This window comes from Halothermothrix orenii H 168 (genome assembly GCF_000020485.1).
Lineage (GTDB): Bacteria > Bacillota > Halanaerobiia > Halanaerobiales > Halothermotrichaceae > Halothermothrix > Halothermothrix orenii.
Genome location: NC_011899.1, coordinates 2,561,984 through 2,578,146 on the forward strand (window position 1 = coordinate 2,561,984; position 16,163 = coordinate 2,578,146).

The following is a 16,163-nucleotide window of genomic DNA, read 5'->3' on the forward strand; positions in this document are numbered from 1 at the left end:
ATTTATAATTAAATAACTTGAACACAAAACCTGGTAAAACACCGGTATCAATTTATATAAAAGGTAATTTAACAACTTCCCCTGTTATTGCCCTGTTTCTTACAACAATAGTTATAGATTCTCCCGGAGTAGCTTTATCATATCTCACATAGCCCATACCGATACCTTCACTGAGAGTAGGCGACATACTACCACTGGTAACTACCCCAATTTGGTCACCATTATCTTTTATAGGATAACCATGGCGGGGAATTCCCCTTCCTTTAAGTTTAAAACCAACCAGTTTTCTACTTAAACCCTCTTCCTTATACTTTAACAGGGCCCTTTTCCCAATAAAGCTAGCCTTATCAAACTTAACAGTCCATCCCAGTCCTGCCTCAAGGGGGTGGGTATTTTCATCTATATCATTACCGTAAAGACAGTATCCCTTCTCCAGCCTGAGGGTATCCCTGGCTCCTAATCCAGCCGGTATAAGTCCGAGATCACTTCCAGCTTCCATCAGGGCTTGCCACACCTCTACCGCTTTATCTGGAGACAGGTAAAGCTCATAGCCCAGCTCCCCGGTATATCCGGTTCGTGAAATCAGGACTTCTGCTCCTTTCAGGGTTCCTGTTGTAAAATTATAAAATTTCAAGCTATCAAGGTTTACTGAAGAAACTTTTTCCAGGATTTTCTTTGAATTCGGGCCCTGCAATGCTAAAAGAGCATAATTGTCAGATTCATTAACAACCTCTGTTCTCTGATTGCTGTTATCCCTGACCCAGTTAAAATCTTTTTCGATATTACTGGCATTAACAACCATTAAATACTTATCTTGACCCAGACAGTAAACTAAAAGGTCATCAATAATACCACCATCATCTTTACACATGGGAGTATAGAGAACCTGGCCTTTTTTTAACCGGGCCACATTGTTGGTAACAATTTTCTGAAGGCTTTCTAATGCCCCGGGCCCTTCTACCAAAATTTCACCCATATGGGACACATCAAATAAGCCACACTGGTTCCTGACAGCTTTGTGCTCTTCAATAATACTGGTATACTGGACAGGCATACTCCACCCGTGAAACTCAATCAACCGGGCTCCAAGCTCTTTATGGATCTCAAACAAAGGTGTTTTTTTCATTAAGCCCACCCCCTATAATTTGTGAATTTATGGACAGAATAATAGGGGGCCAGGATTTCCCTGACCCCCTCTGTCCTTATGTTCAGAGTTTCGTCCCCCCGGGATACTTTTGCCTGAGAGTTTCGGTGGAATTTCCACCTTGTCCCCTTCGGCGCCCGTAGCAGGTCTCTCTCCCGGAGTTCATTCGAAAAGCCTGTTATTTAGCTATGTTACTCTTATTTTATTTTAATTAACCCCCCATGTCAAACAATTTTGTAATAGTGAAAAATTTATAATACTTCTAAGGTCATTGTGTAATTTTAATTTCAGGACATTGTGTAATTTTACATTGATGAATATATAATAACCCTGAACCCGAACCCAGAATTTAAAATAAATAACCATTATATTAAAATAGTCTCTATTATATATTTACTCCCCCGAGTAGCAAATATCCTCCTATATATTAATTATTTTTTTAATTTTCAAATATTAACCGTCTTTACCGGTGTAAATACAGCTATTTATCATCTTTTCCCCTTATTTTATATCTTATCAGGGTAAATAGATAGCCTGTTAAGATTATAAACCCCAGATAACCAAAGGCAGGGTAAAGTTTTTCAACAAGTCCAGCAAAACCGGACCGGGTCAGGGGTAAGATCATAATAGAAATTATTAGAAGCCCGATAGCATATTTAAGATTAAATAAACTAATAAGGCGGTGGTTTAAGGCATAGTAGTTTCCGATGGCAGTTGAAACCATGGCAAAATAAAGACCGACAATATACCCTATATATAAAACTTTTCCCCTCTGTGCTGCCAGAAATAACATAGGGATTTCACCCGATGGAGGGCTATGAAAAGCAGCAGCTACTCCCAGAAATATTAATAAATTTAATATCAGCAGGATAATTCCACCGATAATACCACCTGACATCAGGGTTTTTTTATCTTCTTTACGTCCGATTCCGGTAATAACAGCCATGGCAATCGATAAATTATAAGAGCCATATAGTACAGAATCAGTAAACCAGTTGTTCCCCTCCAGACTCCCTTTTAGTTCTTGAAAATAAAAATTTATACTAAACTCAGGTAAAAACAGTACCACTGTTAATACAGTTATAACTATTAGTACTGGAATTAGATAACTGTTTACCGTTAAAACACCTTCAACTTTAAGATACAGGGTTGCCAGTATAAAGACCAGTGTTGTCATAATCCCTGTTCTGTATGATAATCCGACCACTTCATTAAAAAGAGTTCCACTACCGGCCAGCATAACAGATATGCTCCCTATTAGAAAGAAAATATATATGAAATCTATCAGGACCGCCACAGGATAAGGAAAATACCTGTATAAAAAGTCGTGGTAGCTTTTGACCCCAAGTTCGCTATTGAATCTAAAATAAACAGGACCCAGGATACAAAAAAACAGGGCTGATATAAATATCCCCTGTAAACCATTTAAACCATGTCTACCAAAAAAATGCCAGATTTCCTGACCTGAAGAAAAACCGGCTCCAACTACAGCCCCGATATATGTCAAAGCAATACGCCATGTCCTTCCAACCTTCATCCCCTTCCCCCTTCTCAAGAAAATATAACCCTATAATCTTCAAAACAGCTCTTTTAAAATAACACCTCTATAAAGTTTATTCATAAAAACGGTATTAATTAATGAATTAAACCTTTATAAACAGCATATATTAAAAATAAATATTGCCATACTGGAAGGGGATGGTAAAAATATTTATAAATAATAATAGAGTTCATATAGATAACAAACAAGCAGCTTTAATATTACACTCCATAATTCATAAACATATGGTTAAACTTAAATACCGCCCTGACAGAAAGCTTATTGTTGTCTGTGTCGGTACCGACCGCTCTACCGGTGATTCTTTAGGACCACTGACAGGTACTTTTTTGAAAAAATACCGGCCCGAGCGAACCACCATCCTGGGAAATATTAATAATCCGGTTCATGCCAGCAACCTTGAGTCAGTTATTGATAAAATTAATAGTAATTATACCAAACCTTTTATCATTGCTGTTGATGCCGGATTGGGAAAACAGAGCAGTGTCGGTTATATAGACGTAAAAAAAGGCCCCCTGCAACCGGGGACCGGTGTTAACAAAAAACTTCCTGAAATCGGCGATATGCATATTACCGGACTTGTAAATGTAGGAGGATACATGGAGTATCTCGTCCTCCAGAGTACCCGTTTAAGTCTGGTCATGAAAATGGCAAAAATTATTGCCGAAGGTCTCAAATTATCAATTGAAACCTTCCAGAAAGAAGAAAGTGTTATCGATTAATACGTAAATCAATTAAAACATAAGTATTTATTTTTATCTGTTTATTTTTATCTTTTTATTTTTGTTTTCTATGTTGATTTGAAAAGGTATTACTGCTTCTTTACTTTTTCCTGGTAGAAGCAGCTTCTTTTTTGTACTTATCATTATCTGATTTTCCATTTAAGGGACTGCTGGATCCAATAAAGACTGCTCCTTCTTCAATTTTTAGCTTTTTGGTTTTAATATCACCATTTAATTGTCCGCTGGGGAGAATCTCCAGTTTCTCCCTGGCTACTATATTACCATTAACGGTTCCGGCAATAATAACATTTCTGGCATCTATTTCAGTTTTTAGTTTGCCTTTTTCCCCTACGAAAAGATCGCCCTCGGCTTTAATATTGCCGATAACTTCTCCTTCAACCCTTAAAGAACCTTTTGTAAATAGGTCCCCCTCTATTTTTGTACCATTTCCTAGAATAGTTTCTACTTTGCTTTTCATCTCTTCTGTTACCTTACCATCATTTTTGTTGCCAAGCATCTTTCTTACCTCCCTATGTAATTTCTAGGATTTTGAGGAATATTGTTTTTTCTGACTTCATAATGAAGGTGAGGACCTGTACTCTTACCTGAATTACCACTTAAAGCAATTACCTGTCCTCGCTTAACCCATTGGCCCTTTTTAACCTTAATTCTGTTCAAATGGGCATACCGGGTTTCAAAACCAAATCCATGATATATTTTAACAACCCATCCATAGCCATTCATCCAGCCAGCGAATGTAACTTTGCCATCAGCGGTGGCCAGCACGGGTGTATTATACATAACACCAATATCCAGTCCATCATGAAATTCACGTCTATTATTATCGGCCGGGTCTTTTCTCCAACCAAATTCAGATGTAATAAAGCCCCGCCCCCTGTCGGCTAGAGGCCAGATACTGGGTGTAGCTGCCATCAGGGCATTATAGTGTTTTACCGATTTCTCCAGCTTATTGTAATCCTTTTTTTCTTCAGGTAATTCCTTTTTAAGATGGTCAATAGTCTGTTTCATTCTTTTTATTAACCTGGCTGGTTCCTGGTAGTATATATGATACTCACTACCACCCATCGGCAGACCACTCTGGATAATTCCATTATTATAGGAGAAAAACGTCTGTAAAGTTAAATTTACGTTATTCTCATCATCTTCTTTTTTATCATGTTGAATCATGCTTCTTATTTCCTGTTTGTGTTCTTTAAGTTTGTTGACATCCTCTTTTAACTCTTCTGTAACATTGCTTAAGGCCATTAATTCTTCTTTGAGTTCTTTGTTCTCTTCTTTAACTCCTCGAAGGGTAGTTAATGTCTGGCTTACCTCTATATAACTATATTGATAATGTTTATAAAGGTAACCCAGAACCCCGATGGTGGTACAGATTATTAATAGTATGATTACAGGAGTAATTCTTCTCATTGAGAAGGTCTTAATTTTATACCGTGGGGATGGAGTTATTGTTATGCTCACTTTTTCCATCAAATATTCTTTAATTTTTTTCCTCCATTTCTCCACACCCTATCACCCCCAATCGTAACTGAGTAAAGGAAAAAATAATAAAAATTAACTTTCATATACTTTAATTCGCCAAAAAAAACAAAACTCCTTTAGTAATATTGAATTAATGTAATAAATTTTTATATTTTTATTGCCTTTTTTAATTCATCTAAAGTTTAATAGAAAAACCATAAAAATACAGGAAATATTATTGCATTATATTTTAATTATAACAAATTTTCTAATATTTAATCAACATTATTTTAATAATAAATGTTTGTTTATGGTAGCTTTTTTAAATATTTTTTGTATATCTTAAAACTACATAATTATGAACCACTTTTTTCCAGTAACTTCCCCTCACTATTTTTAAATATAAATACAGGATTGGTTACTTCTTTTAAAGCATCCCTTTTTATTCTAATAGTTATCTGGGGATGGGTAATTACCTGTGTGACAAATTCTTCAGGGGCGGGATCACTAAATCTGAGCCAGATCGTTATGTTCTTTCCTTCCCGGGTAACCCGCGTAACTTCAACTCCATATCCACTGGTCGGTTTTTCGCCCCGACTAATAGTAATGTCAAAGAAGTCCTCTCCCTCTTTCACTATATAGGACGGTTCTTTATATTCCCCATGAACTTCTTTTTCAATTACTGTAAATTCAACCACCCTTTTGTCAACCCCTTCCTCACTTCCCGGCTGGAAAAAGGCAAATAAACCCAGAATAAATATGGTTATTATTAATACCCAAAAAATAATATACATATTTTTAATATCTTTCATTTAAACTCCCTTTCTTCCCCTGTTTAATTGAAAAGGCTTTATTTACTTTATTTACCTGTTGTTTTATTATATTCAATTTATTTAATTATATAAACATAATATTTTATATAAAAATAATATTCACCCCGGGGAAATAAATAATAAATCGACCCATCAGACCTTTAGTATTCCAATTAAACTAAAAATATCCGGGCCAACAAAATCGCTACCAGAATGGAAGGTAATAAATTTCCTACTTTAATATCGGTAATTTTTAGTATATTTAAACCAATAGCTAAAATAATCAGTCCCCCGGTTGCGGTCATCTCTGTTATAATTGTACTGACGAGAAAACCCTGAGCCCAGGTAGCCAGTAAAGTTATTCCTCCCTGATAAATTAAAACAGCAACAGCTGAAAAAATAACCCCTAATCCAAAGGTTGCTGAAAAAGCTATAGAGGAAATACCATCAAGAATAGCTTTATTAATTAATATAGTTGGATCACCATTTATACCATCCTGAATGGCTCCCATAATTGCAATTGGTCCCACACAAAAAACAAGGCTGGCCTGAATAAATCCCTGAACAAATAAACCATCACCTGATTTTGCATACTTTTTCTCAAGGCTAACAGCTAATTTGTTGAGCCCTTCTTCAAGATTAATAACCCCCCCAGTTACACCACCGATCACCAGACTAAATATTACTATTAAAATATTTTTTGTTTCCAGGGCCATCTGTAATCCAATTAAGATAACGGCTAACCCCAGCCCATCCATAACTGTTTTTTGTATTTTGTCGGGTAATTTTCCCTTTATCAATAATCCAATTACACTGCCAGTTATAATAGCAACAACATTTATTACTGTTCCCATCATTTTTACCTCACCTGTTTTTAATTTTTTTATCTCTTATTTTTATTAACTCTTCTAATTTTTATAATACCTTTCTAAATAATTTAAACACATTTATTTGTAATTATTATTGCTTATATTCTTAAATATACAGGATACATAGTTTTAATGTTCTACACAGTTTTAAAAATTTGTTCCACGTGAAACATACCTCACATGAAAGTTTTTTAATTTTTTAACCCCTGTTATACGGGTTATATTTTTTTAAGTTATATATCTAACCTTCAGTTTTAATTAATATAGTTATTAATTCATCTGTTATCCTTCTATCCTATATACAAAAAATAAGATGAATTAGGCAAAAATAAAGACGTATCTAACAAAACCGTACAGGAACATTAAGGTTGTGCCACAGGCACTCCGTATTTTAATAAAACATACAAGAAAATTAAAGTGGTACCACAGGCACCCCGTATTTTAATAAAACATACAAGAAAATTAAGGTGGTACCACAGGAATATATAATTTATTTTAGTTAATTACGTGTCTGACCAAAGATAGCTTAAACGGGTCACAACATCATGATTCCAGAATACGTATTGTATTTATAATTAAAGACTCCGGTAAAAAACAAAACATAATCTGGAATAACAATCCTGATAATTATTGCTGGCCCATACTTTCAATAAAAATTTAAGGACCAGTAAAAAAGAGGCAAACACACAAAGTTTTGCGACCATAAAAAGTAATTACATAAAACAATTATGAAAACCTGATATAAAGAAGCATATTCTCCTGGTAAAGTATTTTGATAAAAAAATTTTGTGTTTCACATGAAACACAAATATTATAAACTATTATTTTGTTTGTTACCCACTGTTCACTTTCATTATCAGCTTCTCTATATCTTTATAATTTCTGCATTCTATGGTGACTACCCGTTTTTCCTTTTTCTTTTTTATCTTAACTTTAGCCCCTAGATAGTTAGCTAACAACTTCTGGGCTCTAACCCATTCAGGTTCCAGGGTCTTTTTATCTTCAAATTTTTTCTTTTTCTTTTCCTCTAGATTATTTTTTAGTTGATGGATATATCTTTCTGTTTCCCGAACCGATAATTTATTTTTGATTACATAGTCAGCAGCTTCTATCTGTAATTTATGATCCTTTAAAGATAACAGAGCCCGGGCATGTCCCATGGAAAGTGTTTCACGTGAAACGTAAATCTGTACTTTCGGAGCCAGATTTAATAACCTGACCGTATTGGCAATACTGGAACGGCTTTTGCCAACTTTTCTTGCCACATCCTCCTGGGTCATATCAAATTCTTCCATCATTTTTTGATAGGCCTGGGCTTCTTCAATGGCATTTAAATCTTCCCTCTGTAAATTCTCAATGAGGGCCATCTCCATCATCTGCATATCTGTGTAATCCCTGATTATAGCAGGGATCTTTTTTAGGCCTATTAACTGGGAGGCCCTCCATCGCCGCTCACCGGCTACCAATTGATATCTATCTGGTTTAACCTGTCTAACAGTTACTGGCTGAATTAAGCCGTTTTCTTTAATTGACTGAGCCAGTTCAGTTAAAGCCTCTTCATCAAATTCCTTTCTCGGCTGAAAGGGATTCGGTTCAATATGGTTTATAAAAATTTCTTTTATCCGGTTTTTATCATTTCCTGTCCCGTTATCAGCAATTAAAGCACCTAAACCTTTACCCAATCTGTTTTTACTCATGTCCGGTCACTTCCTTTGCCAGGTTACGATAGGCTTTTGCCCCTGTTGAGGCAGAATCATATGAAGTAATGGGTTTTCCAAAACTGGGAGCTTCACTTAATCGTACATTGCGGGGAATAATTGTTTCATATACCTTGTTTTTAAAGTAATTTTTAACTTCATCTATAACTTGCTGGGATAAATTAGTCCGGGCATCATACATTGTCAATAAAACACCTTCAATCTCCAGGTCAGAATTGAGATTCTTTTGAACAAGATTTACCGTCTGAATTAACTGTCCCAGACCTTCAAGGGCATAATATTCACACTGGATGGGAACCAGAACCCCATCTGCAGCTGTTAAGGCATTCAGGGTTAAAAGGCCGAGCGAAGGGGGACAATCAATCAAGATATAATCATATTTTTCTTTAACTGGATCCAGCACCCTCTTCAGTTTGCTTTCACGTGACATCATAGAAACAAGTTCAATTTCAGCACCGGCCAGATCAATATTTGCCGGTAATATGTGAAAATTAGTAATGTCAGTAGGGATAATGGATTCTTCAATGTCAACCTCTTCAATTAAGACATCATAAATGCTTTTTTCCAGATTGCTTTTGTCCAGGCTAACGCCGCTGGTGGCATTCCCCTGGGGGTCAATATCAACCAGGAGAACTTTTTTACCAAGCTCTGAAATACTGGCCCCCAGATTAACTGCAGTAGTACTCTTGCCGACACCACCCTTTTGGTTAACTATAGCCATTACTTTTCCCAAGTTTAATCACCTCATATTTCTAAAATTACTTAAGCAAAATTCATAATAAAAAATTAACATAATTGATGTTTAGAAAAATCAATTATGAAAGTTACTGACTTAATTAAGACTGTTATTTATTGAAACTTTACTCCTTCTTAGGGAGCCTTATTTTAAATTCTATAAAGTCATCACTTTCTTCTTTGTCCACCTTTACCTCCAGACCAGCTGATTTCATCTCATTTATGGTCTTCTTCAAAGAGTTTGTAAAGATCCTTAAATCTTTATATACAGTTACTACCTTTGCCTTCCTGTTTTTATTGTCAAGGAGTTTATTAACCATTTGCTCTGTCTGTTTCACGGTTAACTTCTTGTCTTTAATTTCTTCAATAACCTTTATCTGCTGTTCTTTATTATCAAGTTTCAATAAGGCCCGGGCATGTCTTTCTGTAATTAAAGGTGAATTAATTTGTTCCTGGACATCATTTGAGAGTGATAGTAAGCGAAGTTTATTGGCTATAGTGGACTGGCTTTTACCGAGTCTTTGGGCCAGCTCTTTCTGAGTTAATTTAAACTGTTCCAGTAACTTCTGGTATGCCCTGGCCTCTTCCATAAAATTAAGGTCTTTTCTCTGTAAATTCTCTACCAGGGCAATTTCAGCCATTTCCCGATCGGTGAGTTCTTTAATTACAGCCGGTATTTCATTTAATCCCAGATATCTAGAAGCCCTTAGCCTCCTTTCACCTGCAATTAATTCATAGCCATCATCTTTAACCCTCACTGTAATTGGTTGAATAACCCCATAACTCTTAATAGAATCAGCCAGTTCATTTAAATCCTCTTCTTTAAAATCTTTCCGTGGCTGATATGGATTGGGTTCAATCTTATCTACCGGAATCATTATTACTCCATCTTTATCCTTTAGCTTATCGACCTGTATAAATGGTAATTTCATGGTAAAACCTCCATTTGTTTCATGTATAAAATTCTTCGTAAAAATTAAATTTCCTTCTTATAGTGGTCGTTTTTTTGGAATACCCGCCCGACGTGGGTATTTTTCTGGGGTAGAACTATCCTTTTCAATTAAGACCAGGTACCGTTCTCCCTTCAAGTCAGGAACTTTAACTTTAATGGTATCTTTAAGCCTGCCTCCCAATATAGCCAGGGCATTTTGGGCTTCCTGCAACTCTTCTTTGTAGCCCGGTCCTTTAAAAAAAACTGCCTTACCATTGAGCCGGACCAGAGGCAGGGTGTATTCAGATAAAGTATTTACCGGGGCCACTGCCCGGGCTACTACCCAGTCAAAGCCTTCCCGATATATTTTATCCCGGGCCAGGTCTTCAGCTCTGGCATGAACAACTTCCAGTTTTTTTAACCCAAGCCTGGTGGACAATTTTTTTAAAAAATTGACCCGTTTAGCCAGGGAATCCAGTAAAATCATGTCCAGTCCTGGTTTAAATATTTTTATGACCATCCCCGGGAAACCAGCCCCTGTTCCTATATCAATAAATTTTTCCTGTTTGAGATTAAATTTGCTTAAAAATGAAAGTGAATCGAAAAAATGTTTGGTTATAATTTCATCAGGTTCATCAAGGGCAGTCAGGTTATATTTCTTGTTTTCTTCCTTTAAAAATTTTAGATAATCCTGGAGTTGGTCAATCATATATTCCTGATACTCAATATTCATGGCCTCAAGGCCTGCAGCTATCCGGGAATAAAACTTATTACTTTTCACCCTGTTTCCTCCTCTGCCGCTGTTCTAAATAAACCATTAATACTGAAATATCAGCCGGGGATACACCTGAAATTCTGGAAGCCTGCCCAAGGGAACGGGGTTTTATTTTATCAAGTTTTTCCCTGGCCTCCAAACGGAGGTTCTCCAGTTCCTGATAATCAATATCATCAGGTATTAATTTATCCTCCATTTTTTTAAACTGTTCTATCTGGGACATCTGTCTGTCAATATACCCTTTATATTTAACCTGAATTGAGACCTGTTCTATAATATCATCAGGATACTCAGGTAAATCATCAACAAAATATTTCAGGTCTCTGTATTCAAGTTGAGGTCTCCTTAACAGCTGTTCCAGGGTGACCGGTTTACTCAAATCCCCACTATTTAATTCCTTTAGTCGTTCTCTGACCTCCGGAGTAGGACTGATCTGATTTGACCTCAAAAATTCAAGGGCCTCTTCAATCTTATCTACCTTTTTCCTGAATTTTTTATACCTCTCTTCAGAAATCAAACCAATTTCATAACCTTTTGGAGTCAATCGCTGGTCAGCATTATCCTGTCGTAAAATAAGACGGTACTCTGCCCTTGAGGTCATAATCCGGTATGGTTCATTGGTCCCTTTAGTAACCAGTTCATCAATCAAAACCCCGATATAGGCTTCAGAACGCTTCAGTATTAAAGGATCTTTACCCTGTAAACTTAAGGATGCATTAATACCGGCAATCAGACCCTGCCCGGCAGCCTCCTCATAACCGGAAGTCCCATTAATCTGACCGGCCATATAAAGGCCTTTAATGTGTTTGGCCTCCAGGGTTAGCTTTAACTGAGTGGGATCAATACAGTCATATTCAATGGCATAGGCGGGACGCATAATCTCAGCCTTTTCCATACCCGGTATCGACCTGACCAGATCAATCTGAACATCTTCAGGTAAGCTGCTTGAAAGTCCAGCTACATAATATTCATCGGTAAACTCCCCTTCAGGTTCTAGAAAGATTTGATGCCTGTCTTTATGTGGGAAGCGAACTACTTTATCCTCAATAGAGGGGCAGTACCTGGGCCCTACTCCTTCAATATCACCACTGAAAAGTGGAGTACGGTGCTTGTTTTCCTGGATAATACGATGGGTCTCATCTGTTGTATATGTCAACCAGCAGGAAACCTGTTCCCTGGTAAAGGGTGGGGAGACAAAAGAGAAGGTCAACCCCTTATCCCCGGTCTGCTCTTTCATTTTAGAAAAATCAAGGGAATTCTTATTAACCCGGGGCGGGGTTCCAGTTTTAAACCGTCGAAGTTTAAAGCCAGCCTTCTTTAAGGATTCTGATAGCTTATTGGCCGGATACTGCTGATTGGGCCCGGCATTAAAAGTAGCCTCCCCGATGATGATTTTTCCCTTTAAAAAGGTACCCGTAGTAACAATGACTTTTTTAGCTCTGTATAGAATACCGGTTTTGGTTATAACCCCTTTTATTTCTCCATCTTCTATGACCAGTTTTTCTGCAATTTCCTGCTTTAAATCAACATTTGGCTCCCTTTCGAGGACACGCTTCATCCTCAGGTGGTACTGTTTTTTATCAGCCTGTCCCCGCAAACCACGGACGGCTGGTCCCTTGCTGGTATTAAGCATTCTGATCTGGATCATGGTTTCATCCATGTTACGGGCCATTTCTCCCCCGAGGGCATCAATCTCCCGGACAATATGGGACTTACCGGGACCACCCAGAGATGGATTACAGGGCATAAAGGCAACATGGTCCAGGTCTACAGTCATGGTCAGAACTTTAAAGCCCATTCTGGCAGGTGCCAGTGATGCCTCAGACCCGGCATGTCCGGCCCCGATAACAATAACATCATATTCTTTGGGATAGATAGACATAAAATCCCTGCTCATCTTATTACCTCCTTTAACTACAACATCTTCGTTATTTACCAAGACAAAAATCAGCAAAAATCCGATCAATAATATCCTCAGTAACCGTCTCTCCAGTAATCTCACCCAGAGCATCAAGACAGTCTTTAAGGTCTATAGTAAGGAAATCATAGGGTAACCCCTGGTTTAAAGATTCTTTTACCCTGTTAATACTATGAACAGCTTTCTTCATAGCATCTTTATGCCTGACCCTGGTTATAAAGATATTATCTGAAACGTTAACCTCCTCAGAAACTACTTCCTCAATAATAGCCTCTTTAAGGTTATCAAGCCCTATTTCTTCTTTAACAGAAATCCAGAGTAGCGGGTGTTCTTTAAAATGGTCTTTAATTTTCTTTTCATCTATTTCCCTGTCCAGGTCTGTCTTATTAACAAGAACAATCATCGGTTTATCTTTAACCATATCATATATTTTTATATCTTCTTCAGTCAACCCCTGGGCTACATCAAGCATAAAAAGGACGAGATCGGCCTCCCTCAGGGAATTACGGGTTTTTTCAACCCCGATCTTTTCAACCATATCCCGGGTCTCCCTGATTCCGGCTGTATCTATTATCCTTAAAGGGATACCTCTTATATTTATATACTCTTCTATTATATCTCTGGTAGTACCGGGTATATCAGTAACAATGGCCCTGTTTTCCTGAACAAGGGAGTTTAAAAGGCTCGATTTACCGACATTGGGTTTTCCCACAATTACAGCCTTTAAACCTTCCTGATATATTTTACCCTGATCACTTGTTGCCAGTAAATCTTCAATTTCATCCTTTATACCATTTATCCTGTTACCCAGTTCATCAGGTTCGAAGCCTTCAATTTCATCTTCCGGAAAATCTATAGCGGCTTCAAGATGAGCCAGGAGTCTAATAACCTCATTTTTAATTCCAGTAATTTTATTTGAAAGCTTTCCGGTTAAATGATTTATGGCCACATCTAATCCTTTATCTGTTTTTGAATTTATAACCTCCATAATTCCCTCAGCCTGGGCCAGATCAATCCTGCCATTTAAAAATGCCCTTTTTGAAAACTCCCCGGGTTCTGCCAGGCGGGCCCCATTATTTAATAAGACCTCAAGTACTTTCTTTAAAGGAATCATACCCCCGTGGCAGTCAAACTCAACTACATCTTCACCGGTAAAAGAATGGGGACCCCTCATTACAATAACAATAACCTCGTCAACCATTTTACCGGATTCAGGCTCAACAACATAACCGTAGTGAGCTGTATAGGTATTGACATTCTTTAAACTTTTATCTTTAACTCCTTTAAAAATCCTGTCAGCTACATCTATAGCCCCAGACCCGCTGACCCTGATTTTACCAATACCGGCAGTCCCGAAAGGTGTAGAAATAGCTGCAATAGTATCATCTGTTAACCCTTTCATCTCGCCACCCCCTTGAATCAAACCTTAAAAATACGAATGAAACCCAGTAGGAAAACCTACTGGGTTTAGTGTAAACACAAATTCAGTTATTATCCATTGTCTTTTTCCATCCTGGGAGCTATTAAAACCCGTCGATAGGGTTCCTGCCCCTCACTGTAAGTATAGACCTGTTCACTATCCTTTAAGGTCATATGAATAATCCTTCTTTCATGTGGCGGCATGGGTTCAAGGACAACCTTTCGCCCGACCCTGATTGCTTTTCTGGCCAGTTTATTAGCAAGCCTTTCCAGGGTTTTTTTACGCCGTTCCCGGTATCCCTCTGCATCTAACAATACCCTGGTATACTTTTTTAATTCCCTATTAACAACCAGGGATGTAAGATATTGTAGGGCATCAAGGGTTTCACCACGATAACCTATTATAATTCCAAGATTATCGCCACTTATATTAAGATAAACCTGGTCATAGTCTGTTTTTTCTTCTATTACTTCAACCCTGGTTGCCACCGGTATTTTTTCAAGGACATCTTCTAAAAAATCCAGGGCAATAGATGCGGGATTTACTTTTGGCTTTACTTCAACAACAGCGTTTTTACCACCAATTAATCCAAAAATACCTTTAGAACCCTCATCTATAACTTTAATCTCAGCTTCATCACGTGTAATATTTAATTTTTGCAAGGCCTGTTCAACGGCATCTTCAACAGTTTTCCCTTCCTGCCTGACAACATCCATTATTCTCCTACCGCCCCCTTCATTTCAGGGTCTTGATAAATAATATACTGTTGAATTACAGTAAGTACAGTCTGAGTCAACCAGTACAATAAGACCCCGGCAGGTAATTTAAATCCAAACCAGAGTATAATAAACGGCATTACCCACATAATAGCATTATTTTGACTGTTATTACCGGTCCATTTCTGGGTCAAGTAAGTCTGTCCTATCATAGCTATTACATTAATTATAATTAAGGTTATATCCGGGGTGGCCAGGCTACCCTCAGTTAAATTCCCTATCCACAGGAAAGTAGCCTCTTCAGGGGCCATTATATCCTTCAAACCGGAAATAGCCCGGAAGAGAGGCCAGATAATAAATAACTGTAAAATCATTGGAAAACATCCAGCTGCAGGGTTTACATTATGTTCCTGATATAATTTCATCATCTCTTCCTGTTGTTTTTCTTTATTATCTTTATACTTCTCCTGAATTTTTTTCATTTCAGGTTGCAAATCCTGCATAGCTTTCATTGATTTTGTCTGTTTTGCAGTTAGAGGATAAAGCAATAATTTAATAAATATTGTTAGAATAATAATAGCCAGTCCATAATTGTGTACCCAGTTGTTTAGTAAGATTAGAGTATCAGTCATTATTTCAGTTAACCATCCCATATTTTTTCTCCTCCTATTCTAAGGGGTCATAACCTCCGGGGTTAAAGGGGTTACAACGTAAAATTCTTTTTATTGCCAGCCAGGTCCCTTTAATAACTCCATACCTGGATATGGCTGCTTTAGAATATTCTGAACAGGTTGGATAAAAACGACAGGTTTTAGGAAACCAGGGGGAAATAGCTTTCTGGTAAAACCTGATTAAACCAATAAACACTTTTTTGAAAAGATTCCTTATCACAGAAGACACCTTCTCCCCAGAAGTCGGGCTCTTTTTAACAACTGATGGACATCTTTCTTTAAGTCATGGTAATCGAGGCTTACCGAAGGCTTGCGCCCAATAAAGACCAGATCATAACCGGATTTTATATTATCAGTCAGCCTTATTATTTCCTTAAGTCTCCTACGAAGTTTGTTTCTAACCACTGCTTTTCCAACCCTTTTGCTTATGGAAAATCCAATTCTGTTTTTATCAAGGTTATTAGGGTAGTAATACAGGACTAAATACCGGCTGGCCAGTGATTTGCCCTTTGAATATACCCTTTTAAAATCACTATTTTTTAAACTATCCACACACTTGCCCCCCTGCTCCACCCCTTCCACAGAGGTAATATACCCCAGGTTTATTAATTCCCAAATTTAATAATAGAATGTATGTTGTTTCCAATTTACTCTAAAAACCTGCTATCTGGATTGCTATTATAAATTTTACA

Annotated in this window: 17 protein-coding genes and 1 riboswitch; of the genes, 1 reads left to right on the forward strand and 16 read right to left on the reverse strand. The window is 37.3% G+C overall.

What is annotated here, in order from left to right; all coding sequences use genetic code 11:
- Nucleotides 1-52: 52 nt before the first annotated feature.
- Together gcvT and HORE_RS12145 are read right to left on the reverse strand one after the other, a co-directional pair.
- The gene (gcvT, locus tag HORE_RS12140; protein WP_015924057.1) at nt 53-1,126 is read right to left on the reverse strand and encodes a glycine cleavage system aminomethyltransferase GcvT; all 1,074 of its coding nucleotides are present in this window, start codon (nt 1,124-1,126) and stop codon (nt 53-55) included.
- Nucleotides 1,127-1,217: 91 nt separating this feature from the next.
- Nucleotides 1,218-1,310: riboswitch (glycine riboswitch) on the reverse strand.
- A gap of 315 nt (nt 1,311-1,625) precedes the next feature.
- Nucleotides 1,626-2,681: a YkvI family membrane protein gene (locus tag HORE_RS12145; RefSeq protein WP_015924058.1), complete on the reverse strand. Its 1,056-nt coding sequence runs from the start codon at nt 2,679-2,681 to the stop codon at nt 1,626-1,628.
- A gap of 161 nt (nt 2,682-2,842) precedes the next feature.
- Here HORE_RS12145 and yyaC point away from each other — a divergent pair, with 161 nt between their 5' ends.
- Entirely contained in the window at nt 2,843-3,424 is a 582-nt protein-coding gene (gene yyaC / locus HORE_RS12150) for a spore protease YyaC (protein WP_015924059.1), read from the forward strand.
- A 100-nt stretch (nt 3,425-3,524) separates the two neighbouring features.
- Here the strand turns inward: yyaC and HORE_RS12155 are convergent, their stop codons facing one another.
- The 14 genes from HORE_RS12155 to rnpA all read right to left on the reverse strand — a co-directional run bounded on the left by HORE_RS12155 (nt 3,525) and on the right by rnpA (nt 16,023).
- A complete protein-coding gene (locus HORE_RS12155) occupies nt 3,525-3,941 on the reverse strand; it encodes a bactofilin family protein (RefSeq protein ID WP_015924060.1) in 417 nt (138 codons plus the stop codon).
- Between the two features lie 5 nt (nt 3,942-3,946).
- Nucleotides 3,947-4,951 (reverse strand): M23 family metallopeptidase, encoded by a 1,005-nt coding sequence (locus HORE_RS13230; RefSeq protein ID WP_015924061.1) that lies wholly within the window; start codon nt 4,949-4,951, stop codon nt 3,947-3,949.
- Between the two features lie 311 nt (nt 4,952-5,262).
- Nucleotides 5,263-5,700 (reverse strand): protease complex subunit PrcB family protein, encoded by a 438-nt coding sequence (locus tag HORE_RS12165; protein ID WP_167935794.1) that lies wholly within the window; start codon nt 5,698-5,700, stop codon nt 5,263-5,265.
- Nucleotides 5,701-5,891: 191 nt separating this feature from the next.
- Nucleotides 5,892-6,575: a DUF554 domain-containing protein gene (locus HORE_RS12170; protein WP_015924063.1), complete on the reverse strand. Its 684-nt coding sequence runs from the start codon at nt 6,573-6,575 to the stop codon at nt 5,892-5,894.
- Between the two features lie 845 nt (nt 6,576-7,420).
- The gene (locus HORE_RS12175) at nt 7,421-8,284 is read right to left on the reverse strand and encodes a ParB/RepB/Spo0J family partition protein (RefSeq protein WP_015924064.1); all 864 of its coding nucleotides are present in this window, start codon (nt 8,282-8,284) and stop codon (nt 7,421-7,423) included.
- Nucleotides 8,277-9,038, reverse strand: coding sequence for a ParA family protein (locus HORE_RS12180; RefSeq protein ID WP_167935795.1), 762 nt, complete (start codon nt 9,036-9,038; stop codon nt 8,277-8,279). Before HORE_RS12180 ends, HORE_RS12175 begins: the two co-directional genes overlap by 8 nt.
- A gap of 127 nt (nt 9,039-9,165) precedes the next feature.
- Nucleotides 9,166-9,972 (reverse strand): nucleoid occlusion protein, encoded by an 807-nt coding sequence (gene noc, locus HORE_RS12185; protein ID WP_015924066.1) that lies wholly within the window; start codon nt 9,970-9,972, stop codon nt 9,166-9,168.
- A 57-nt stretch (nt 9,973-10,029) separates the two neighbouring features.
- Complete coding sequence (rsmG, locus tag HORE_RS12190; protein ID WP_015924067.1) at nt 10,030-10,752, reverse strand: 16S rRNA (guanine(527)-N(7))-methyltransferase RsmG; 723 nt, start codon at nt 10,750-10,752, stop codon at nt 10,030-10,032.
- Nucleotides 10,742-12,628 carry a tRNA uridine-5-carboxymethylaminomethyl(34) synthesis enzyme MnmG gene (mnmG, locus tag HORE_RS12195; protein WP_015924068.1) on the reverse strand — a complete coding sequence of 629 codons (1,887 nt, stop codon included), beginning with the start codon at nt 12,626-12,628 and terminating at the stop codon, nt 10,742-10,744. Before mnmG ends, rsmG begins: the two co-directional genes overlap by 11 nt.
- A gap of 46 nt (nt 12,629-12,674) precedes the next feature.
- Nucleotides 12,675-14,066, reverse strand: coding sequence for a tRNA uridine-5-carboxymethylaminomethyl(34) synthesis GTPase MnmE (gene mnmE, locus HORE_RS12200; RefSeq protein WP_015924069.1), 1,392 nt, complete (start codon nt 14,064-14,066; stop codon nt 12,675-12,677).
- 89 nt (nt 14,067-14,155) lie between these two features.
- A complete protein-coding gene (jag, locus tag HORE_RS12205) occupies nt 14,156-14,800 on the reverse strand; it encodes an RNA-binding cell elongation regulator Jag/EloR (protein WP_015924070.1) in 645 nt (214 codons plus the stop codon).
- Nucleotides 14,800-15,453 carry a YidC/Oxa1 family membrane protein insertase gene (locus tag HORE_RS12210; protein ID WP_015924071.1) on the reverse strand — a complete coding sequence of 218 codons (654 nt, stop codon included), beginning with the start codon at nt 15,451-15,453 and terminating at the stop codon, nt 14,800-14,802. The genes jag and HORE_RS12210 overlap by 1 nt, the downstream gene beginning before the upstream one ends.
- Nucleotides 15,454-15,466: 13 nt before the next feature.
- A complete protein-coding gene (yidD, locus tag HORE_RS12215) occupies nt 15,467-15,691 on the reverse strand; it encodes a membrane protein insertion efficiency factor YidD (protein ID WP_015924072.1) in 225 nt (74 codons plus the stop codon).
- The gene (gene rnpA / locus HORE_RS12220) at nt 15,688-16,023 is read right to left on the reverse strand and encodes a ribonuclease P protein component (RefSeq protein ID WP_041606160.1); all 336 of its coding nucleotides are present in this window, start codon (nt 16,021-16,023) and stop codon (nt 15,688-15,690) included. Before rnpA ends, yidD begins: the two co-directional genes overlap by 4 nt.
- Nucleotides 16,024-16,163: the final 140 nt, after the last annotated feature.